The organism is Aeromonas sp. 602396 (assembly GCF_049173735.1).
Classification (GTDB): Bacteria; Pseudomonadota; Gammaproteobacteria; order Enterobacterales; family Aeromonadaceae; genus Aeromonas; species Aeromonas veronii_A.
Genome location: NZ_JAAKSD010000001.1, coordinates 42,947 through 64,932, shown reverse-complemented (window position 1 = coordinate 64,932; position 21,986 = coordinate 42,947). Strand labels below are relative to the sequence as shown.

19 protein-coding genes are annotated in these 21,986 nt (G+C 60.5%); 7 read left to right on the top strand and 12 right to left on the bottom strand.

Annotation, left to right across the window (positions count from 1 at the left end; translation table 11 throughout):
- Positions 1 to 145: 145 nt before the first annotated feature.
- The 5 genes from fabV to G5229_RS00280 form a co-directional block, all read right to left on the bottom strand.
- Positions 146 to 1,339, bottom strand: coding sequence for an enoyl-ACP reductase FabV (gene fabV / locus G5229_RS00300; RefSeq protein WP_005353312.1), 1,194 nt, complete (start codon positions 1,337 to 1,339; stop codon positions 146 to 148).
- A gap of 150 nt (positions 1,340 to 1,489) precedes the next feature.
- Positions 1,490 to 2,077 (bottom strand): histidine phosphatase family protein, encoded by a 588-nt coding sequence (locus G5229_RS00295; protein WP_421207981.1) that lies wholly within the window; start codon positions 2,075 to 2,077, stop codon positions 1,490 to 1,492.
- Between the two features lie 156 nt (positions 2,078 to 2,233).
- Positions 2,234 to 2,887: a helix-turn-helix transcriptional regulator gene (locus G5229_RS00290; protein WP_005334376.1), complete on the bottom strand. Its 654-nt coding sequence runs from the start codon at positions 2,885 to 2,887 to the stop codon at positions 2,234 to 2,236.
- A 64-nt stretch (positions 2,888 to 2,951) separates the two neighbouring features.
- Complete coding sequence (locus tag G5229_RS00285) at positions 2,952 to 4,241, bottom strand: serine dehydratase subunit alpha family protein (protein WP_421207979.1); 1,290 nt, start codon at positions 4,239 to 4,241, stop codon at positions 2,952 to 2,954.
- Between the two features lie 22 nt (positions 4,242 to 4,263).
- Positions 4,264 to 4,647: a Rid family detoxifying hydrolase gene (locus tag G5229_RS00280; protein ID WP_005344164.1), complete on the bottom strand. Its 384-nt coding sequence runs from the start codon at positions 4,645 to 4,647 to the stop codon at positions 4,264 to 4,266.
- A 251-nt stretch (positions 4,648 to 4,898) separates the two neighbouring features.
- Here G5229_RS00280 and G5229_RS00275 point away from each other — a divergent pair, with 251 nt between their 5' ends.
- The 3 genes from G5229_RS00275 (at position 4,899) to G5229_RS00265 (ending at position 8,948) form a co-directional block, all read left to right on the top strand.
- Complete coding sequence (locus G5229_RS00275; protein WP_421207978.1) at positions 4,899 to 6,194, top strand: hypothetical protein; 1,296 nt, start codon at positions 4,899 to 4,901, stop codon at positions 6,192 to 6,194.
- 192 nt (positions 6,195 to 6,386) lie between these two features.
- The gene (locus G5229_RS00270; protein WP_421207976.1) at positions 6,387 to 8,393 is read left to right on the top strand and encodes a methyl-accepting chemotaxis protein; all 2,007 of its coding nucleotides are present in this window, start codon (positions 6,387 to 6,389) and stop codon (positions 8,391 to 8,393) included.
- A 267-nt stretch (positions 8,394 to 8,660) separates the two neighbouring features.
- Positions 8,661 to 8,948 (top strand): hypothetical protein, encoded by a 288-nt coding sequence (locus tag G5229_RS00265; RefSeq protein WP_047438534.1) that lies wholly within the window; start codon positions 8,661 to 8,663, stop codon positions 8,946 to 8,948.
- An 80-nt stretch (positions 8,949 to 9,028) separates the two neighbouring features.
- Here the strand turns inward: G5229_RS00265 and G5229_RS00260 are convergent, their stop codons facing one another.
- On the bottom strand, positions 9,029 to 9,217 hold the full coding sequence (locus G5229_RS00260; RefSeq protein WP_421207974.1) for a hypothetical protein: 189 nt from the start codon (positions 9,215 to 9,217) through the stop codon (positions 9,029 to 9,031).
- Between the two features lie 273 nt (positions 9,218 to 9,490).
- Positions 9,491 to 11,392 (bottom strand): biosynthetic arginine decarboxylase, encoded by a 1,902-nt coding sequence (gene speA / locus G5229_RS00255; protein ID WP_421207972.1) that lies wholly within the window; start codon positions 11,390 to 11,392, stop codon positions 9,491 to 9,493.
- A gap of 1,014 nt (positions 11,393 to 12,406) precedes the next feature.
- On the opposite strand from speA, the gene pepT reads away from it, so the two are divergent.
- On the top strand, positions 12,407 to 13,630 hold the full coding sequence (gene pepT / locus G5229_RS00250; RefSeq protein WP_421207970.1) for a peptidase T: 1,224 nt from the start codon (positions 12,407 to 12,409) through the stop codon (positions 13,628 to 13,630).
- 212 nt (positions 13,631 to 13,842) lie between these two features.
- Positions 13,843 to 15,552 (top strand): lysophospholipid acyltransferase family protein, encoded by a 1,710-nt coding sequence (locus G5229_RS00245; RefSeq protein WP_421207969.1) that lies wholly within the window; start codon positions 13,843 to 13,845, stop codon positions 15,550 to 15,552.
- A 114-nt stretch (positions 15,553 to 15,666) separates the two neighbouring features.
- Here G5229_RS00245 and G5229_RS00240 read toward each other — a convergent pair whose 3' ends face one another.
- The 4 genes from G5229_RS00240 to G5229_RS00225 all read right to left on the bottom strand — a co-directional run bounded on the left by G5229_RS00240 (position 15,667) and on the right by G5229_RS00225 (position 18,657).
- The gene (locus tag G5229_RS00240) at positions 15,667 to 15,975 is read right to left on the bottom strand and encodes a SelT/SelW/SelH family protein (RefSeq protein WP_005344153.1); all 309 of its coding nucleotides are present in this window, start codon (positions 15,973 to 15,975) and stop codon (positions 15,667 to 15,669) included.
- 77 nt (positions 15,976 to 16,052) lie between these two features.
- Entirely contained in the window at positions 16,053 to 17,177 is a 1,125-nt protein-coding gene (locus G5229_RS00235; protein ID WP_216951723.1) for an adenosylhomocysteinase, read from the bottom strand.
- A gap of 182 nt (positions 17,178 to 17,359) precedes the next feature.
- Positions 17,360 to 18,097 carry a hypothetical protein gene (locus G5229_RS00230; protein ID WP_216979197.1) on the bottom strand — a complete coding sequence of 246 codons (738 nt, stop codon included), beginning with the start codon at positions 18,095 to 18,097 and terminating at the stop codon, positions 17,360 to 17,362.
- Positions 18,097 to 18,657 (bottom strand): YceI family protein, encoded by a 561-nt coding sequence (locus G5229_RS00225; protein WP_005334411.1) that lies wholly within the window; start codon positions 18,655 to 18,657, stop codon positions 18,097 to 18,099. The genes G5229_RS00230 and G5229_RS00225 overlap by 1 nt, the downstream gene beginning before the upstream one ends.
- 109 nt (positions 18,658 to 18,766) lie before the next feature.
- Between G5229_RS00225 and G5229_RS00220 the strand changes: the two genes are divergently transcribed.
- On the top strand, positions 18,767 to 19,669 hold the full coding sequence (locus tag G5229_RS00220) for a LysR family transcriptional regulator (RefSeq protein WP_058059914.1): 903 nt from the start codon (positions 18,767 to 18,769) through the stop codon (positions 19,667 to 19,669).
- A gap of 42 nt (positions 19,670 to 19,711) precedes the next feature.
- Here G5229_RS00220 and G5229_RS00215 read toward each other — a convergent pair whose 3' ends face one another.
- Positions 19,712 to 20,140, bottom strand: coding sequence for a hypothetical protein (locus G5229_RS00215; protein ID WP_421207967.1), 429 nt, complete (start codon positions 20,138 to 20,140; stop codon positions 19,712 to 19,714).
- 67 nt (positions 20,141 to 20,207) lie between these two features.
- On the opposite strand from G5229_RS00215, the gene G5229_RS00210 reads away from it, so the two are divergent.
- A complete protein-coding gene (locus G5229_RS00210) occupies positions 20,208 to 21,938 on the top strand; it encodes a formate--tetrahydrofolate ligase (protein WP_421207965.1) in 1,731 nt (576 codons plus the stop codon).
- The last annotated feature ends 48 nt before the right edge of the window (positions 21,939 to 21,986 follow it).

Genomic DNA, 21,986 nt, shown 5'->3' with positions numbered 1-21,986 from the left:
AATGCCGTCTGTGATCCGATCAGCGCAAGACTAGCGGGTTTGATATGGGAAAAAGGTGATCGCTGATAATAAAATTCCGCAATTTGGCGGAATTTTTGCCAAAAAAACAGGGCCCCGCGGGGCCCTGTTTTCACTTGAGTCAGACTCAGAGCTCGACCACGTCGAATTTCACATCCGGATTCACATCCGCATCGTAATCGACCTCGTCCAGACCAAAACCGAACAGGCGCAGGAACTCCTGCTTGTAACCGGTGTAATCAGTCAATTCGGAGAGGTTTTCGCTGGTGATGGATGGCCACAGGTCGCGGCAGGTCTGCTGCACATCTTCACGCAGTTCCCAGTCATCCATGCGGATGCGAGCCTGCTCGTCCAGCGCCATGTCAGACGCGTAGAGACGGGTGCGCATCATGCGATCTACCTGCTCCATGCAGCCCTCGTGAATGCCCTTCTCCTTCATGATCTTGAAAGCCATGGAGATATAGAGCGGCATCACCGGAATGGCGGAAGAGGCCTGGGTCACCACGGATTTGAGCACGGCTACGTGAGCGGTACCGCCCTTGGCAGCCAGATCGCCACGGATGGCGGCAGCGGCGCGGTCCAGATCTTCCTTGGCGCGGCCCAGAGTGCCATGCCAGTAGATTGGCCAGGTCAGATCGGTACCGATGTAGGAGTAGGCCACGGACTTGGCGCCGTCAGCCAGCACACCGGCATCACGCAGGGCAGCCATCCACAGCTCCCAATCCTGACCGCCCATGACGGTGATGGTGTTCTGGATCTCTTCCTCGTTCGCCGGCTCGACGGTAGCGGTGATGATCTGATCCTTGTTGGTATCAATGGCGGTGGTGGTGTAGACCTCGCCGATCGGTTTGAGGGCAGAGCGCACCACTTCGCCGGTTTCCGGCATCTTGCGCACCGGAGAGGCCAGGGAGTAGACAACCAGATCGATTTGACCCAGATCCTGCTTGATAAGCTCGATCACCTTGGCGCGGCACTCGTTGGAGAAGGCATCGCCGTTGACGCTCTTGGCGTAGAGGCCCGCCTCTTTGGCTGCCTTGTCGAAGGCGGCAGAGTTGTACCAGCCAGCGGTACCGGTCTTGGACTCGGTGCCCGCTTTTTCAAAGAAGACGCCGAGGGTGGCGGCGCCGCTACCGAAGGCAGCCGCAATCCGGGAGGCCAGGCCATAACCGGTGGAAGCGCCGATCACCAGCACCTTCTTGGGACCATTCTCGATGGTGCCCTTGGCCTTGGTATAAGCGATCTGGCGACGAACATTGGCTTCACAACCGACCGGATGAGTGGTGGTGCAGATAAAGCCGCGAACCTTGGGTTTGATGATCATATGGGGTCTCGGATCCGTTTAATGGATGAAATCGGGGCATAAGATACCTCATCTTGCCGCGATAAGGTGCTCTGATGTGTTGAACTGCGGCAAAAATGGGCATCCGAAGGTGGCAATCATGGTCCATGCCATGGTGCCACCTCACGGCAATTAGCAGGCAATGCGGGTGATGTGGCCATCCTCCAGCTTATAGAAGGCATCTTGCGGCAACTCCTGTGACCAGGTCGCCTCATAGTCGAGATCGGCATAGACGCCGCGCAGCATGGCACCGAGCAGACCGTGGGAGATAACAATGGCCCGCTCGACGAGCGCGGGATCCTGCAACCATTGGTGTGCCCGGCGCTGAATGCTCTCGAAGCTCTCGGCCCCCGGTGCCTGCAGATACCAGTCCCCTTTGCCGGTATCGAGCTCGGGATGAGCGAGCCGCAGCGCCGGGATCTGGCAACTCTCCCACTCCCCCATCCCCAGCTCCATCAAGCGATCGTCCCAGACGATGCGATCTGCCGTCAGTCCCAACTGCTCGCACACCAGCAGCGCAGTCTGACGGGCACGCCCGAGCGGGCTGGCATAGACGATCCAGCGGGCGGGATCCGCCAGTTCGGCGGCAAGCCGCCGCCCCATGGCGATGGCTTGCGCCTCACCCTTGTCGGTCAGATCGGAGTTGCAACGCCCCTGCAGACGCTGCTCGGCATTGAAGCGGGTCTGGCCGTGGCGCAGCAGATAGATGAGTCGAGACATGATTTCTCCAGCACGTTCAGAGAGATAGAAAAATACAAGGGGGGATGATGATAGCAGATGAGCCCGAAGGATGGTCCAAATAGAGAGGCTAAAGCGGGCGTAAAAAACGGGTCAAGGCTGACCCGTTTGCTGCCAATTTGGCCAGAGTGTATCGGCTCAGCCCTTCTTGATCTCCCGCAGATAGCGGTAGATGGAGTGGACCGAGATCCCGAGCTGGCGCGCCGCAATCTGGGCACTGTCTTTTAACTCGAAGATCCCCATGTCGTGCAGCTGGTTGACTATAACCCGAGTCTTCTGGGACGGAGGCACCGCCTCGTTGCCACGCACCTCGGCACTGACGGTGTCGATAGTGCTGTTGAGCGCTTCGTCGATGTTGCGGGCGAACACCTCCGGGGTGGCATGGCTCTCATGGGGGTGCATGCACTCCGGCATCATGGTCCGTAGCACGGATTGCAACGGGGCATCCATGTCGCTGTTGATGCAGAGCAACCCGATGGCCCTGTGCTCCCCGTTGCGGATCACGGTGGTGATGGAGCGCAGGGTCTTGCCGGTGGCGCACTTGGTCATGTAGGGGCTGGAGATATCCTGCCCGCTCTTGAGCTTCATCATCGCCAGGTTGGTGATGGGGGCGCCGACACTGCGGCCGGTGATATGGCCGTTGGCAATCTTGACGATCGAGGGATTGCGCGCATCCAGACTGTGGAGCAGCACCTCGGTGTGCTGGCCATACATGGCGGCGATGCCGTCCACAATGTTCTCCATCGACTTGAGGATCTCAAAATCGCTCGGACTCAACTCTTGCAGCTTCACAATGGGACCTTCTTGCAAGGGTTGCTGCCGGACAATAGGCGCCGGGCAGCAACCGACAGGGACATCAGGCGGACATGATATCAATAATGGTGCTGTCTGTGGCAGACATGCCCTCCTTCACCATCTGGCCGACGTTGCGGATGGTCTGATCCACGTCGCCTGCGACGATCCCCTGCCCCGACACCGAGTGACTGTTGAGGGCCATCAGGAAGCCGCGCACCGCCGCGCCGGAGGAGGTACTCACCTTCATGGCGCAGGAGGCTTTCGCCCCGTCACATACCATACCGGCACTGTCGCTCAGCACGTTCTGGATGGCGAAGCAGGATTGCTCGAAGCTGCCGCCCGCCAGATAGACCATGGCCATGGAGGCGGCCGCGCTGGTCACGGTATTGCCACAGAAGGCCGACAGCGGCGGATAGTGGGACTTGATATAGATGGCGCCCAGATGGCTCATGATGAGGGCGCGAGCCAGCTGCTCTTCGCTGGCCGCAAAGCGCTCGGCAATTACCATCACCGGAATGGTGGCGGCAATGCCCTGGTTGCCGCTGCCGAAGTTGCTCATGGCTGGCAGGGTCGCCCCCCCCATGCGGGCATCGGAGGCCGCCGCCGTCATCATCACGATGCGGTTCATCACATCCTCGCCGATAAGACCGGCATTGATGTTCTGCTGCATGGTGCGGCCAATCTCCAGGCCATAGGGGTTGTTCATCCCCTCGGCGGAGAGCTTGCCGTTAAGCTCGGAAGCTTTGAGGATGAACTTGATCTGCTCGAACTCCACCCGGGTGGCGAACTCGTAGATGGCAGCGATGCTGATATCGACCCCGTCGCAGATGGAACCGGTGGCACCGCTCTGGCTCTGATCGGCGGTGAAGGTCACCTCGCCATCGCGGCGCTGCTCGACGATGCGGGTATGACCGCCACACAGGGTCACTTCGGCGCTGTGCTCTTCACCATGTTCATCCGTGCCATAAACGGTCACGCGGCAGAAGATAAACTCGGGGGCGGCGGTGCGGCTCACCTGCACCTTGCCAGCATCGATCAGCTGCTGGGCACGATCCACCTGTTCTGGCTGGATCGCGGCCAGCACCTCCAGCCCGGCATCGGCGTTGCCACCGATGGCTCCGGCCGCAGCCGCAATAGCCAGACCGATCTTGCCGGTGCCCGGCACATAGACACCCATCGAGTTTTTATAGAGATTGTCCGACACCGCAACCTCGAGGCGACCGGGCTCACAGCCCAGTTGCCGGGTGGCGACCGCTGCGGCATAGGCGGCGGCGATTGGCTCGGTACAACCCAGCGCTGGTTTGACAACCTGTTGAATAATCTGCAGATACTGCTGCCACGCTTGTTTCATCACTTGAACCTTTTTATCAGCATTAACGAGCGATATGGGCGATCGCTTCCACTTCAACCTTGACGCCCATCGGCAGATCCTTCACTGCGAAGCAGCTGCGTGCCGGACAATCTTTCTGGAAATAGGCTTTATAGACCTCGTTGAACGCGGCAAAATCGCTGATCTCGGCGAGGTAGCAGGTGGTTTTGAGCACGGTATCCAGCGAGCCGCCAGCAGCTTCCAGCACGGATTTCAGGTTTTCCAGTGACTGGCGGGTCTGGGCGGCAATTCCCCCTTCCACCACACCACCCTGTTGCTTGCAAACCGGCAACTGACCGGAAGTAAAGATGAGGTCGCCATAGGCAGTGCCGTGGCTGTAGGGACCGATAGCGTCAGGTGCCGCTGCTGCTGTGATGATGCGTTTCATATAGCCACTCCTGTTTGTGCAATTTTTTTTGCAATCATGAATCTCATTTCGTTCAACATTATTTGCTTTTTATTTCATCCATTCAACAAAAAGATACAAAAATGGCGTTTAAAGGCACCTTTCGGCCTCAATATAAACCGTGATCACCATCCTGATTTGAACAAAAGTGCTCTTATGGGCATTGTTTATGACAGTTTCATTCAACTATATTTGCGCCGCTTTCCCACATCCCTACAAAAAAGAAGGTTTTAATGGACGCGCATAGCACTACACTCGCCAGCCCCGTGATGGGCACGCTGGAATGGAAAGAAGCGGTTCGCTTCGACAGCACCGACTGGGGCTGGATCATCATGAGCATCGGCATGGCCATCGGCGCGGGGATCGTCTTCCTGCCGGTACAGGTGGGTCTGATGGGTTTGTGGGTCTTTCTGCTCTCGGCAGTGATCGGCTACCCCGCCATGTACATGTTCCAGCGCCTCTTTATCAACACCCTGGCCACCTCGCCGGAGTGCAAGGATTACCCCAGCGTCATCACCGGCTACCTTGGCAAGAACTGGGGTGTGCTGCTCGGCGCCCTCTACTTCGTGATGCTGGTGATCTGGGTCTTCGTCTACTCCACAGCCATCACCAATGACAGCGCCTCCTTCCTGCAGAGCTTCGGTGTCACCGATGGCCTGCTCTCCGAAAACCCGCTCTACGGTCTGGTGCTGATCTGCGGTCTGGTGGCACTGGCCTCGCGCGGCGAAAACCTGCTGTTCAAGATCTCCACCTTTATGGTGCTGACCAAGATCAGCGTGGTGGCCGTGCTCGGCCTGATGATGGTGGACAAGTGGGATACGGCCAACATCACCGCCATGCCCGCCGCCGGTGACTGGATGAAGGATGCCATCATCATGCTGCCCTTTACCCTCACCTCTATCCTCTTTATCCAGAGCCTGAGCCCCATGGTGATCTCCTACCGCTCGCGGGAAAAGTCGCTGGAAGTGGCCCGCTTCAAGGCGATGCGCGCCATGAATATCGCCTTCGGCATCCTGTTCGTGGTGGTGTTCTTCTACGCGGTCTCCTTCACTCTGGCCATGGGCCACGATCAGGCGGTTAAAGCCTCCGAGGAAAACATCTCCGCGCTGGCCATGGTGGCCCAGGGGATGCCCGGCCAGACCCTCAAGCTCCTGAGCCTCACCCTCAACATCTTTGCGGTAATGACCGCCTACTTCGGCGTCTATCTGGGCTTTCGTGAAGCCTGTCAGGGGCTGGCAATGAACCTGCTGCGCCGCGTCATGCCGGAAAACCGCATCAATAAAGGATTGGTGGGCAAAGGGATCATGGTGTTCACCGTCATGCTCTCCTGGGGTGCCATCGTGCTCAACGCCCCGGTGCTGAGCTTCACCTCCATCTGCAGCCCCATCTTCGGCATGGTGGGTTGCCTCATCCCGGCCTATCTGGTCTATCAGGTACCGGCGCTGCACAAGTACAAGGGCACCTCCCTCTACATCATCATCGTCACCGGCCTACTGCTCTGTGTCTCGCCCTTCCTGGCGTTCAACTGATCGGTTTCCCCTTATCGACCGCGGGTCACCTTCGGGTGGCCCGTTTTCTATTGGCTCGGCTGACGGCACCCCGCCCGGAAGTAAAAAGCCAAGGGGATCACAACTTGCAACCGGCCATCACCCAAGGGAGGCCGCTCGGAGTACTATTCAGGCAACACGAATCACGCCCGCACTCAGGTATCGAGGCTTAACATGAAATGGATTTTCAACCCCGCCATCCAGCTGGGCAATCAGCTCTCCTTCAAATACAAATTCCTGCTCTGGTCCTGTCTGATGCTGCTGCCACTGGCGTACAGCATGACCAATCTGCTGGGGCGGCTGCAGGATGACAACGTCCAGGCCAACCGCGAGCTGGCGGGAGTGGTCAATCTCACCCCCGTGCCTGCTATCGAGCAAGCCCTGCTCACCCATCGCAATCTGGTAACCCGTCACGCCTATGAAGTGGATCCGGTCGGTGATGATCAGGTCAAGGCAGCCGCACAAATAGTTGCTCAGAGCCTGCAAGCCTTTGCCGACACCCGCCAGAACAACCCCTCCTTTGAGGTGATCCAGCAGGGCTGGGCCGCCCTGCTGAGTGAAGCGGGCAAGCTGGAAGTGGAGCAGAGCAACCTGCGCCACGACAAGCTGCTGACCGAGGTGCGCCATCTCTACAAGCACATTACCGCCAGTAGCAGCCTGATCCAGGATCCGGCGCTCGGTACCTACTACATGGTGATCCTCGCCAGCGAGCGGTTGCCGCAGCTGCGCGACTTGCTGGCCCAAGTGCGGGATCGCGCCGCCACCATCGCCGATTTCGGCCTGTTTCAGGCAGAGGGCTACAGCGGCCTGCGTTTTCGTCTTGATCTTATCAGCGCCACCCTGCAGGAGCTGGAAGCAGACCTGACCCTGCTTTACCAGATTGAACCGGCCTACCGCGCCGAGCTGGGTCAGCAGACCGATGCTCTGATACAGCTGGTGCGTCAGGGGGTCGAGACCATGGAAAACAAGATGATGAAAGATCAGCTGGTGCAGCTCTCCACCAAGGAGGTGCAGGCACTGGGGGATAAGATGGACGAGGCTATCACCGCGCTGGCAGGCCAGGTACGCCAGCGGCTGGAGGCCGACCTGCATCAGCGGCTGGCCGCCAACCAGCGCCACTTCTGGTGGGTCACCGCGCCGCTGACCGCCAGCTTGCTGCTCTACCTCTACCTGATGATCGGTGCCTATCTCTCCCTGCGCGACACCGTAGGGCGGGTGCGTGATATCGCTGCTCGGGTCAACGCCCAGGATCTCAGCCAGCATATCGAGATCGTCGGTCAGGACGAGCTGGCCGCCATCAGCCGGGATTACAACGTGACGCTGGAGACCCTGCGCACCCTGATGCTGCGGGTGCGGGAAAATGGCGTCACCGTGGTGGAGAGCGCTACCGAGATCGAAGCGCGCACCTGCCGCTCGCAGGAGGTCATTGCCGATCAGCAAGGGGAGACCCATCAGGTCGCTACCGCCATCAAGGAGCTGGCCGCCACTTCACAAGACATGGCGGGCAACGCCCTGCAAGCCGCCCGCATGACCCAGGAGGCGCAGAACGTGGTCGGCCAGGGCGAGGATGTGGTGGAGCGCACCATCAAGGCCATCGACCATATCAACCGCGAAGTGCTGCGCACCGCCGACACCATAGGCCAACTGGAGCAGCAATGCAGTCAGATTGGTGGCGTCATCAGCGTGATCCGCGGTATCGCCGAACAGACCAACCTGCTGGCCCTCAACGCTGCCATCGAAGCGGCCCGGGCCGGTGAGCAGGGTCGCGGCTTTGCGGTGGTGGCCGACGAGGTGCGGTCTCTTGCCAACCGCACCCAGGGGGCCACCGTCGAGATCCAGCAGATGATTGAACAGCTGCAATCCGGCGCCCGCGCCTCGGTCACCGCCATGTCGGCGGCCAGCCATGAAGCGCAGGAGGGGGTCGGGCTGGCGCAGGAGGCGAAACAGGCTTTCGGCGCCATCACCGAGAAGGTGGATCGAATGGTCGATACCAACGCCATCATCGCCAGCGCCATCGAGCAGCAGGGCGCCGTGGTCAACGAGATCGAACGCAACGTGGTGCGCATCTCGGATGGCAGCGACGAGGCGCTGCAAGTGGCCAACGCCGCCCGCGATGCCGCCCGCCAGATCCACCAGCTCACCGAACAGCTGCGTGCCATGGTACAGAGCTTCGTGCTGTAACAGAGCGCTGACAAGCCGGGCTCAACGTGAGCCCGGCATTATCCCGGTCTCGCATCTCCCCACAACATCTAGGTTGAGCGGATCATCCAGAAAATCTCTGCGCCCCACTTGCCGGGCAAACGCCAACAAAGTAGTCTCGAACGAAAACAAAATGTGGCATTCCCGACACGCACGGTCTGCGACGTCGAGGCAAGCAAGCCGCCTGCGAGCCACAGATTAAAACCAGCGTCACGTCATCTATCACCCGCTTCAAGCGAGGATTTACCCATGGCCAGATACCAGTTTTTTACCATTCCGGCGTCCAATCGGCAGCAATACACCTTTATCGACATGGCATCTCCGACTTTTCTGAGTGAAAAGGCGGCACTGCTGACCCAAGGATTCGAGGTGGAGGAGGACTTTATTGACGCGACCAGTCCACGGGAGGCCGTCGAGAAGTACCAATCCAATTTTCTCTATGTAGCGGACGAGATAGGCAAGTCTGATAGCAGCTATGCCGCGGCCGTCGCCATGCTGGAGCTAGGCAAGGGGCTATTTGGCAAAAAAACTCGCTGAGATAAGCTGCAGCGATGAAGAGTGGTGGCCATCGTGGCAACGTGCCCGATGGCCATATGGCAAGACATCAATTCGGTAAGTCAGAAGCGCCCCAGCTGCTGGAGCATCTCGATCAGCTCCTCTTCGCTGCTCGGCTCATAGGCCAGCTGAAGGCTCGGCGCAGCGCCCCCCATCAGCATGTAGACGTTGGTGCTGCAGTGGTCGTAGTGATACCACTTACCGTCGATACAGAGGTCGGTATAGCATCTCGGGTCCCTTTTCAGTTCCATATGCATATCCTTTTGTTACATTCCATCAACATCACTCCTGACCGTAAAATAACCACCGAGGTTCACGCTTGATGCAGATCAAGGGAAGCGGCTGAAAGGGACAGATATCAGCCAGATCTGTGGTCTGAGGATGCCCCGAGCCACCATAGATTATCCGAATGAAGATGGACCAAGCACACCGTCAAATCGCCGGATGTTCCCCGGTAACAAAAACGGCGCCCGCAGGCGCCGTTTTTTCATCTCCCCGCCAAAGCGAGGGGCAAGCCAAAAGGCTTATTCGTCTTCCAGATAGGCGTAGCCTTGCAGACCCAGCTCCAGCTCGTCGAGCAGCGCTTTGCGGGTTGCGTCATCCAGCGCCGGGTGGGAGGCGATCCGCTGATAGTTCTCGCGAATGACGGACGGGTCGATGTTGACGTAACGCAGCAGCTGATCGACGGTATCGCCGCGCACCACGTTGCGAATGTCCATCTTGCCCTCTTCGTCCAGCCACACTTCCGCGCAGTGGGTATCACCGAACAGGTTGTGCAGGTCGCCCAGGATCTCCTGATAGGCACCCACCAGGAAGAAGCCGACGTGGCACTCTTCGTTCTCGCCGTAAACCGGCATCGGCAGGGTGCTCTCGACCCCCAGACCGTCGACGTAGTGCTCGACCTGACCGTCGGAGTCACAGGTGATATCCATCAGGATGCCGCGACGGCTGAGCGGACGCTCGAGGCCGGAGAGCGGCATCACCGGGAATACCTGACCGATACCCCAGGCATCCGGCAGGGACTGGAACAGGGAGAAGTTGGCAAAGCACTTGTCAGCCAGCTTTTCACTCAGTTCGTCAGCCAGCGCACGGTGGTTGCGGTTGACCGGATTGAGCAGCTCTTTGAGCGCCAGACAGGTGTTCTGATGCAGCATCTCGGCCCAGGCACGCTGCTCGAGGTTGAGCAGACCCATGGTGTACTGGGTGTTGACGTCAGCCAGATCGGCTACCGAGTCGTGGAAGATCTCCAGCAGGGAGGGATCTTCGCTGCGCAGATCCAGCCAGCCTTTCCACATGTTCTGCAGAATGGTCGGCGCATCTTCGTCCGGCGCGCTGATGTCGTTCATCTCCACACCTTCGGCACCAATGATATTGGTGACCAGCACGGCGTGGTGGGCAGTCAGGGCACGGCCGGACTCGCTGATGATGGTCGGGTGCGGCAGATCGAACTCGCGGCAGACATCGCCGATGCCCCATACCACGTTATTGGCGTACTCGGAGAGGCTGTAGTTGGCGGAGCAGTGGCTCTGGGAACGGGTTCCCTCGTAGTCCACCCCCAGGCCACCACCGACGTCCACGACTTCGATGTTGGCACCGAGGCGACGCAGTTCAGCGTAGAAACGGCCGCACTCGCGGATGCCGCCCTGAATGTCGCGGATATTGGCGATCTGGGAACCCAGATGGAAGTGCAGCAGTTGCAGGCAATCCAGCTTGCCCAGCCCGCGCAGACGCTCGATCAGCGCCAGGATCTGGGAGGCGGAGAGACCAAATTTGGACATGGAGCCACCGCTCGATTCCCACATGCCGGAGCCGGTGGAGGCGAGCTTGGCACGCACCCCGATGTTGGGCTTGATGTTGAGACGAGCTGACTCGTCCAGCACCATTTCCAGCTCGGAGGGCTTCTCCACCACGATGTAGACCTTGTGGCCCATCAGGTTGCCCAAGAGGGCGTGGCGGATATATTCGCGGTCTTTGTAACCGTTGCAGACGATCACCGAGCCTTGCTCATGGTGATGGGACAGCACGGCCAGCAGTTCCGGTTTGGAACCAGCTTCCAGGCCAAGCCGGGGCTTGTCGCTGTAGGACTGGCTGATGGTCTCGATGACACGACGCTGCTGGTTTACCTTGATCGGGTAAACGCAGAGGTAGTCCCCTTCATAGCCAGACTTCTCGATGGCCTGACCAAAGGCGTTGAACAGCGCATCGACCCGACTCTTGAGGATGTCAGGGAAGCGCAGCAACACGGGGGTGGTCAGCCCGGACTGACGCAACTGTTCGATGGCGTCAGAGAGCACGATATGCGCGTCAGGGCGTGATTTGTCGGGGGCGACGGTCACATGACCGGCGTCATTGATATTGAAAAAACCCGCACCCCAGTAGGGAACGTTGTAGACCTTCAAGGAGTCCTTGCTGGACCAGTTAGTCATGGGCTATGCCTCGCAAATGAGCGACCCAAAGTCGCCTTCGTTACCCTCAATCACATCCAGACCATCTAGTGCAGAGTACGGCGAGCGCTGCCATCACGAGACGCAGCCACCCAAACCAACCCTTTGCACATCGCGGCAAGCCAGAGGCTGCCTGGTGGATCTTGGGGAAGTAACGAGTCTTGATGTGGGGCTGGTGGCTTTACATCAAGCTCAACGGTATGCGGTGCCACTATGCCGTAGCGCCGCGGTACTTTGATGACAGACGACATCAGCCACGCCGTCAGTTCATCATTCGGCAGCGATCCCGACAGAAGGAGAGGGTTCCAAGGAAGAGAAGCGAAGGCGCCAGCACGCATGCGTGTTGATAGACGACAACAACCACAGCCCACCTCACCGTCAGTGACCGCCCATGACAAGGGAAGATGATGAGCCGGTGGCCCACTCGGTCAAATGAAGGATGAGAGTCTGTTGTTCTCCCTGATACCGGAGCCTAACCGGTATTAAAGAAACCATTCCCCAGCAGTGTCTGTCGTTTCTGCGTGCCTCGCCCTATAGGCGTATGATCGGTCGGGTTTCTGGCGGCTCTGCCTGCTTCAGGGTTGCCCTTGGATCGGCGCGGAGTGTACACACTTACCGCGGGCAGTGACAATAAAAAATAGTGTTCAAAATCCCCTTTTAATAAGTCGATCAAATCTTGCTGGCGGGCAGGCGGGCTCTGGGATGGCGCAGGTTATGCGACAGCCCGGTTTCCCCTTGAAAAGTGTGTGAAAACGCCATGATTGGGCTGACGCCTTGCTGTGCGGTCGCTGAGGGGAGTTTGGTCGCCACCGCCAGCGCCTAAATATCGCAATAAATGCCACATTTATGCGATCTCCCTCCCGGACGTTGCCCCGCGCGCCGCACATTCGCCGCTCTTCCCTTGCGTCAAAAAATGGGAAAAACCTGCGCTGACGCAATGAGTGCCCCGCACGGATTGGCCACAATGACCGCTCACAATCGGTTAGAGGCTGACTAATGGATACCCTGCTTGAGCGTTTTCTGCGTTACGTAACTTTTCATACCCGCTCCGATGAGACCAATCCAGCCTGCCCCAGCAGCGAAGGCCAACTGATCTTTGCCCGTGCCCTGCAAGAAGAGATGAAGGCGCTGGGGCTAACCCGGGTCACCCTGGATGAGCACGGCTACCTCACCGGCTGCCTGCCGGGCAACCAGCCGGACGCCCCCGCTATCGGCCTGATTGCCCACATGGACACCGCCGACTACGAGGCGGAGCACGTAGTACCGCAAATCATCGAAAACTATCAGGGCGGCGACATCTGCCTTGGCAAGGGTGACGAGGTGCTCGCCATTCGTGACTACCGCTTCCTGAAAAACTACCTGGGTCAGGATCTCATCACCACCGACGGCACCACCCTGCTTGGTGCCGACGACAAGGCGGGCATCGCCGAGATCCTCACTACCATCGACCACCTGCAGGCCCACCCCGAGATCCCCCGCGGCGATATTTGGGTCGGCTTTACTCCGGATGAGGAGATTGGCCGTGGCGCCAACCTGTTCCCGCTGGAGAGATTCCCGGTCAAGTGGGCCTATACCGTGGATGGCGGCGAACTGGGCGAGCTGGAGTATGAAAATTTCAACGCCGCCAGCGCCACGGTTCGTTTTATCGGCAATAACGTCCACCCCGGCACCGCCAAGGGGAGCATGATCAACAGCCAAACCCTGGCCGCCCGCTTCCACGCCGCCATGCCAGCCGACGAGACCCCGGAGTGCACCGACGGGTATGAGGGCTTCTTCCATCTGGCCCAGATGAGCGGCACCGTGGAGGAGAGCACCCTGCACTACATCATCCGTGACTTCGACGACGAGCACTTCGCCGCACGCAAGGCCGAGATGCAAAGCCGGGTGACCGCCCTGCAGGCCGAGTATCCCAAGGCCCGCATCGAGCTGACCCTGACCGACAGCTATCGCAATATGCGCAGCCAGATCGAGCCGCACATGCATATCGTCGAGCTGGCCAAGGCCGCCATGGAGGCCGCCGACGTGGTGCCGAAAATCAAGCCCATTCGCGGCGGTACCGATGGCGCCCGCCTCTCCTTTATGGGTCTGCCCTGCCCCAACCTCTTCACCGGTGGTCACAACTTCCACGGCAAGCACGAGTTCATCCCGCTGCAATCCATGGAGAAATCGGTCGCCACCCTGGTGGAGCTGGTGCGCCTCACCGCAGCCTGGCGCGGTTAATAGGGTCGCTATCATTACCACGACCTCCAAGGGGGGAGCCGGTTAACCGGCTCCCCCCTTGCTATCTGGCCATCACCCATCAAGAAAGGGAAACCGGGGAGGGTCGCTCAGGAGCAACTGGCTGCCACTGCCATCAAACTGTCATCCCGCTGACATGTCGCGGGAACAGTGTCACATCATGCTGGGAGCAACGGATCGCCGGAGCCCCCCAGATGTTCACTATCGATACCCTGCTGACCCAGCACTTCCCCCGCCTGCTTGGCTACCCCCTGCTCACCCCGCTGTTAAAGCGGCTGCTGGGCTGGCTGCTCAACGAGCAGGCCTTTGCCGACTTTGCCACCCGCTATCCGCACCTGCGCGGCCTCGACTTTGTCGAGCAGGCGCTGATCCAGCTCGATTTCGACTATCGGGTCAGCGAGGCGCAGCTGGAGCATATTCCCGCCAGCGGCCGGGTCATTCTAGTCGCCAACCACCCCATCGGCTCGCTGGACGGACTAGCGCTGCTGCAACTGCTCGGCCGCATCCGCCCCGATGTGAAGATCGTCGCCAACCAGCTGCTGGCCCAGCTCGCGCCGCTGCGCCCTTTGCTATTGCCGGTGGACAATATGGAGGGCAAGACCGATCGACAGGCCATCCTCGCCATGAACGAACACCTCGCCCATGAAGGGGCACTGGTGATCTTCCCCGCAGGCGAAGTCTCGCGGCTTGGCCTCAAGGGGGTGAAAGATGGCCCCTGGCAGGCAGGCTTTATCAAGCTGGCCCAGCGCACCCGCACCCCGCTGGTGCCCATCCATCTGGGAGGGCGCAACAGCCTCTGGTTCTATCTCGCCTCCTGGCTCAACAAGCCCGCCTCCGCCCTATTGCTGGTGCGCCAGCTGTTTCGCCAGCAGGGGCAGACCCTGCCGGTGACCATAGGAGCGCGCATTCCGCTCGGCAGTTTTCAGGAGCTGCCCGCCAAGACGGCGGCGCGGCTGGTGCGCAACCACCTCTACCGGATTGGCCGTGGCAAGGCGGGACGGCTGCAGACCGAGGCCCCCATCGCCCTGCCGGGGGATCGCCGCCAGCTCAAACAGGCCATCGAAAGCTGCGAACAGCTCGGCACCACCCCGGATGGTCAGGGGATCTACCTCTACCGCCGCCACGAACTGAGCCACTCGGTGATCCTGCGCGAGCTGGGGCGACTGCGGGAGATCGCCTTTCGCGCAGTGGGGGAAGGGTCTGGCAAGCGGCGGGATCTCGATGGTTTTGACAACGACTATCACCACCTGATCCTCTGGGATCCGGCCCGACTCGACATTATCGGCGCCTACCGCTTTGCCCCGGTGGCGGAGCTGCTGGCCAGCAAGGGGAAGGATGGCCTCTACAGCCACACCCTGTTCGGCTTTGAGGATAAGTTGCTGCCCCGGCTGGAGCAGGCTATCGAGCTTGGCCGCAGCTTTATCCAGCCCGCCTACTGGGGCAAGCGGGGGCTCGATTATCTCTGGTTCGGCATCGGTGCCTATCTGGCCCGCTATCCCCGCTACCGCTACCTGTTTGGCCCGGTGTCGCTCTCCGGCAGCCTGCCGCCGGCGGCCAAGGATCTGCTGGTGAGCTTCTACCGCCAGCACTTTGCCCCCGAGCTGGCGCTGGCCCCCTCCCGCCGTCCCTACCCCGAGACGCAGCCTCTGTTCGAAGGGGTGGATTACGGCGCCGATCTCAAAGCACTCAAGGCCCGTCTCGACAATCTGGGCTGCGCCATCCCCACCCTCTACAAGCAGTACTCCGAGCTGTGCGAGCCGGGCGGGGTGCAATTTATGGACTTTGGTATCGACCCCGACTTCAACCACTGCATCGACGGGCTGGTGTGGGTCGATGTGAGCCGCATCAAGCCCCACAAGCGGGCCCGCTATATCGGCAGTCATCTGGCCGAGCCGCGCTCATAGCCCTGCAGGCGCCAGGCAAACAGCCAAAGGCAAAAAAGGAGAGAGAGGCCATCGCCTCCCTCTCCTTTCGCTCTCATGCTCAGCACCTTTTCGAGGCGCTCGGCCCATCTGGCGTTACTCGGCAGCCTTGCGATCCGAGTGGCCGAGATCCCGCTCAGGGGCGATAACATCGCGCACCCGCTGCTTGATCTCCTTGGCCTCGGGGAAGCCGTCATCGACCACCCGATCCCACACCTGCACCCCGTTCACCAGAATGCGGAACTCCCCCTTGCTGGCCGGCACCAGCGCCACCTCCCCCAGATCGCTGTCAAAGGTGGAAAGCAGCTCCTGCGCCAGCCAGGCGGCGCGCAGCATCCAGCGACAGAGGGTGCAGTAGCGGATTTCGATGCGGGGTTTGCTGATCAGGGTTTCAGACTCGGTCATGAGTGACTCCATAAAAAAGCGGCCAATGGCGGGAAATGGCGTACCGCCACCCAATGGCCAATCCCGGTTCGGTCAAATCAGCGCTGATCAACCCCATGAAAATCGGCCAGCCAATGGCGGGCAATGGTACGCATCGCCGATTCTGGCAGCTCGAACAGGCCGGGAGCAAGAGGGCCTGCCGCCAGCATCCGGATCCCTTCCATGATCTCCGCCAGCACCAGATAGACATATTCGCCAATCACGGCGCCATGGACGAAGTTGACCGCCTCGCCCCGGTTGAGCAGGTAGATCTGGGTACCATCCGGCCGGTTGAGGGCCAGCACATGGGGGCACACCTCTTCGCTCGGCCACGGCAACTGGGCCAGCGAGAAGGCAAACTCGTCATCGGCCGAGGTGACCGAGGCGACCATGGTGCCGGGGCGCAGCGCCTGCAGATCCGCCAAATCCAGCGAGCCGTTGCCGGTAGAGCAGATCACCAGCTCGGCGCGGCTCAAGGCTTCAGCCTTGGTGATCAAGCGAAAACCGTGAGAGAGCGCTTCGACCTGTCGCAGCACATCTGTTTCCACCAGCCCGAGATGAAGATTGCGACAGCGCAGGTCGCGGGCGATGCTGCGCCCCACCTTGCCATAGCCAAACAGCACGGCTTCGCAGACGTTGAAAGTACGGTTGAGATTACGAGCCAGCGACTCCGCGGAGTAGACCACGCTCAAACCAATCTGGATATCCTCGGCCTGCTTGAGGGGACTGCGTGCCACCGACACCACCGGGGTCGCCAGCACCTCCTGCTCATAGCGTTGATGGCCGTTCTCGGTCATCTCCACCACCCCGAGGAAACGGGGGCCGAAGTATTCACTCAAGATCACCTGGGTTTTGGCAAAGTAACCGCCAATATCGAGGATCAGCAACCGCTCGTGGGGGGCCACCAGCGGCGCAATTTGCTGGATGAGGCTGTCGGGTTCATTGGTCCAGCGTCGGTTGAGGGGCAGCACCGGATAGTGCTGGGATACCCACTCCAGGGTCGGGCCGTGTACCGATTTCGGTTTGGGCAAAATGGCACCAATCCGTCCAATCTGACCGAGAGCGTCGATAAAACGGGGGCGATCGGGAAGCAGGTGAGTGACCAGCAGAATGCAGAGACCATCGATACGTCCCTGTCCGGTGAAATGGCGAAAAAACAGATGCTCAGATCCTTGACTGCGCAACTGTGGCCTCCTTATGTGCCGCAAAGCAGGCAAACAGAACCCGGCGAGGCCGGGTTCTGTGTGTGTCCAAATAAAATGAAAATCCTTTTTATCTGAAACACATAGGGGGCTCAATCATTATCTGCCAAGAGTATGAGCAGGTATGCAAAAATGGCGCCATTTGACCATTTTCCACACAAGTATCAGTACAAAGAAGCAGCAGGCCAGACCCACCATAGGCTGAGCCCGGTTCCCGCGGCAGCGAGCAGGATCAGCCCACTCCAACGCACTGGCCAGGGTTTGTCACGTAACGCCCACTCCAGCAGCGGCAGCAACCAGACCGGCAGCAACACCACCAGCGGCACCTCCACATATTGCCAGGCCAGCATCTGGACGAAGGCGAGGGCCAGCGCCAGACCGGCGGGTGCTACCTTGATGTCAACAAAGGTGGCAAGCAGGGCGCGAAAACCGGCGAAAGCGGCCAGCGCACCGGCCAGCTGGGCAATCAGCAGACTGCCATCGATGCCGATCACCAGTGCCAACCAGATAAAGCCGAGGGCAAACCCGAGCCCTTCGCGGCTGTCACAGCGCAAGGTGCTCCAGCCAAACCAGAGGATGGCGGGCAGTAGCGCCAGCCAGATCCCGGGTTCGCTCGCCAGTACCGAGGCCAATCCCTGCCACCACACCAGCGCACTGAACACGGCAAAGAGCAGCAGTGAACCGCGCAGATCGTTCACCTGAGCCGCAATGGCGGGCACCAGCAGGGTCAGCGGCAGCCACTGCCACGCCTTGGCCGGAATACCATAGAGACCGCCGAGCAATGAGCCCACCAGCCAGAGCGCCAGCGCGCCCCACAGATAACCCAGTCGCGGCCAGCGCCACGATAGCAAAGCGGCTCCCAGAGGAGCCGCCAGGGTTTGCAGCAGAAGTTCCGCGCCCATTACTTGCGCACGCCTTCGACAAACAGGTTGATGTTCATCTCGTCCGGAATGCCGGGCAGCATGTAGCTCACGCCAAAGTCACTGCGCTTGATGGTGGTGGAGGCGTTGAAGCCGCTGCGGTAGCCGCCCCAGGGATCCTTGCCCTCACCGATCTTGACCAGATCGAAGGCCACTTCCTTGGAGACACCGTGCAGAGTCAGGGTCCCTTTCAGCACGCCTTTATCCTTGGTGCCCTCGTAAGCGGAGCTGACGAAGGTCATCTTGGGATACTGCTTCACGTCGAGGAAGTCCGGACTGCGCAGGTGCTTGTCGCGGGCCTCGTGATTGGAGTCGACGCTGGCGGCATCCACTTCAAAGCTCGCCTTGGCGGCCGCCGGGTTGGCGTCATCCATGCTGAAGGTGCCGCTGAAGGTGTTGAAGCGACCCACCAGCTCGGAGAAGCCCAGGTGACCCACCTTGAACTGCACCGTGGTGTGCGCCGCATCCACATCGTAATCCGCCGCCATCAGAGGGGTAGCCATAAACAGGCAGGAGGCCAGCAGAGCCTTGGTCATTTTCATCCGTTCGTTCCTTCATCTTGGGGTTCACATCAGTGGTTAAAATGCTAACCTCGTTCTGAAGATGAATAATCAGTGATTTATTAAATTCATTATTTACTGAGGATGGAAAATGGACCAGATCGCCGCCATGCGTACCTTTATCAAGGTGGTGGAGTGCCAGAGCTTTACCAGGGCTGCCAACCAGCTCGGCATCTCGGTCGCCATGGCCTCCAAGCTAATGCAGCAGCTGGAGGAGTCCCTCGCCACCCGGCTGCTGTCGCGCACCACCCGTCAGGTCAATCCCACCGAAGCGGGCCAGTTCTACTACCAGCGCTCCCTCGCCCTGCTGGCGGAGCTGGAAGAGACCCACAGCCAGCTGACCCACCACAACCAGCAGCCGAACGGCACCCTCAAGCTCTCGGTGCCGATGGATTTTGGCTATCTGCACCTCTCCCCCGCCCTGCCGCTGTTTCGCCAGCGCTTTCCCGATCTCAAACTCGATATCGAGTACAGCGACCGGCGGGTAGCGCTGGTGGAAGAGGGGTTCGATCTGGCGCTGCGGATCGGCCACCTCAGCGACTCCTCGCTGGTGGCACGCCAGCTTGCCACCATTCGGGTCGAGCTTTGCGCCAGCCCCGCCTATCTGGCGCGCAAGGGCAGACCGGAAAAGCCCGAGGATCTCAAGCAGCACGACTGTCTGATCTACACCCTGACCCAGCCGGAGTGGCACTTCAAACGGGGAAGCGAGCAGCAGAGCATCCGGCCACAGGGGCCACTGCGGGCCAACAACGGGGTGGCGCTGACCCGCGCCGCTTGTGATGATCAGGGCATCATATTGCAGCCCACCTTTATCGTGGGGGAGGCGCTACGGTCAGGGCAGCTGGTCAGCCTGCTGCCGGAGTGGGACAAGGGAGAGGTGGGACTTTATGCGGTCTATCCGCACCGCCGCTTCGTCTCGGCCAAGGTGCGCTGCTTTATCGAGTTCGTGCAGGAGCGCTATCTCGCCCCGCAGCAGTGGGATGCGCCGACCTGATTGCCAGAGCAGAGGGTACGGCCTGCTAGTCCGGCTTGAAACCTAACGCTGGCCGGATGCGGTGGTGGATGCGGCAACAGGGGTGAGCTTGGCTAGCAGACGCTCCTGCTCGGGGTGCAACTGCCAGCGTGGCAAACGGGTGCGGACAACCGACAACTGCTGCTCACTGAGGGCATAGGGGAGCGCCACTTCAATCTCGGGGCAGTCAAACATGGCGGCCAGCTGCAGGATCAAAATGAGGTTTGCCTCGTCGGTCTTGTGCTTGTTGACCCGTTTGCGGATCTCGTGGCGCAGCTGGGTTTCGGGGTCCTGGGTCATCGCCTGCCAGCCGAAACCGAACAACGGCACCAGCGCGCTGACAATCCCCAGCGCCGTCATCGGCTGCCTGGGGGGATGATAGAGTGCGTTGAGATCCAGCAGAACAGGATTCTGACGAACCTCACCACCACCAAATAAAATCGTTTTCGTCATTGGATTACCCGTTATATTCCACTAGACTGCGCCGCATATTTTACCCCGATATGCCAACGAGGTGCTGATGCTAAGCGATATCGAGATCTCCCGCCAGTCCCCCCGTCTCTCAATCCACGCGCTGGCCGAACGCCTCGCCATCCCCCAACACCTGCTCAGCCCTCATGGCCACTACAAAGGCAAACTCAGCATCGACCTGCTCACGTCTCAACCCACACAGCGCGGCAAGCTGGTACTGGTGAGCGCTATCACCCCGACCCCGCTCGGAGAAGGGAAAACGGTGACCACCCTTGGCCTCTCCATGGGGCTCAACCATATCGGCCAGCCCAGCATCGCCACTATCCGCCAGCCGAGCCTCGGGCCGGTATTCGGGGTCAAGGGGGGCGCTGCCGGTGGCGGCCACGCTCAGGTGGTGCCGATGGAGGAGATGAACCTCCACCTCACCGGCGATTTTCACGCTCTGACTGCGGCTCACAATCTGGCGGCAGCAGCCCTCGATGCCCGGCTGCTCCATGAGCGCAAACTCGGCGACCAGTTCACCGCCAAAACCGGCCTGCCGCGGCTCGATATCGATGCTGACAACATTCTCTGGCCACGCACCCTCGACATGAATGACCGCGCCCTGCGCCACCTCACGATTGGACAGGGGGGCGCTGCCGATGGTGTGGAGCGCAGCGATCGCTTCGTCATCACCGCCGCCTCCGAACTGATGGCCATTCTGGCGCTGGCAAGCGATCTCAAGGAGCTGCGCGCTCGTATCGGCCGCATCCAGCTGGCCCGCGATATCCACGGCAAGCCCATCACCGCCGAACAGTTGGAAGTGGCGGGCGCCATGACGGTGCTGCTCAAAGATGCGCTGCAACCGACCCTGATGCAGACCACCGAGCAGACGCCGGTGCTGGTGCACGCCGGCCCCTTTGCCAACATCGCCCACGGCAACTCCTCGGTGATCGCCGATCGCATCGCCCTTGGCCTGACCGACTATGTGGTGACCGAAGCAGGTTTTGGCTCCGACATGGGGCTGGAGAAGTTCTTCAACATCAAGAGCCGCCAATCCGGTATTACCCCCGCCTGCGTGGTGCTGGTGGCCACGGTGCGCGGCCTCAAGGCCAACAGCGGCCTGCTCGATATCCGCCCGGGCCAGCCGCTGCCAGCCAGCCTGCAAGGGGAAGATCTGCCGACCCTCAAGCAGGGCTGCGCCAACCTCGCCTGGCATATCCGGAACGCCCGCCGCTACGGGGTGCCGGTGGTGGTCGCCATCAACCGCTTCCCCACCGACAGCGAGGCCGAACTGGCGCTGCTGGCCCATGAAGCGCAGCAAGCCGGTGCCTGTGGCGCGGCCATCTCCAACGCCTTCACTCAGGGTGGTGCCGGTGCCAGCGAGCTGGCCCGCGCCGTGGTGGCCGCCTGCGAGCAACCCGGCAAGGTGAAACTGCTCTACCCCGATGAGATGAGCCTCGACGGCAAGCTTGCGACCCTGGTGGAGTGCGGCTACGGCGGCCGCGGAGTGCAGCTCTCCGACAGAGCGCGCCAGCAGCTGGCGCAACTCTCCGCCGAAGGGTGGGATCACTTGCCCATCTGCGTAGCCAAGACGCCGCTCTCCATCAGCCACGACCCAGCCCTCAAAGGGGTACCGACCGATTTCGAGGTGCCCATCGACGAGGTGAAGCTCTGCGCCGGTGCCGGGTTCGTCTATGCGCTGGCGGGCCCCATCATGACCATGCCGGGGCTGGGCAGTCTGCCTGCCTATCGCCATATCGATATCGATGAGAACGGCGAGATAGTCGGCCTGAGCTGAGCCCTTCCGCAACGCCAGAAACAACAAGGCCCCGCCAATTGGCGGGGC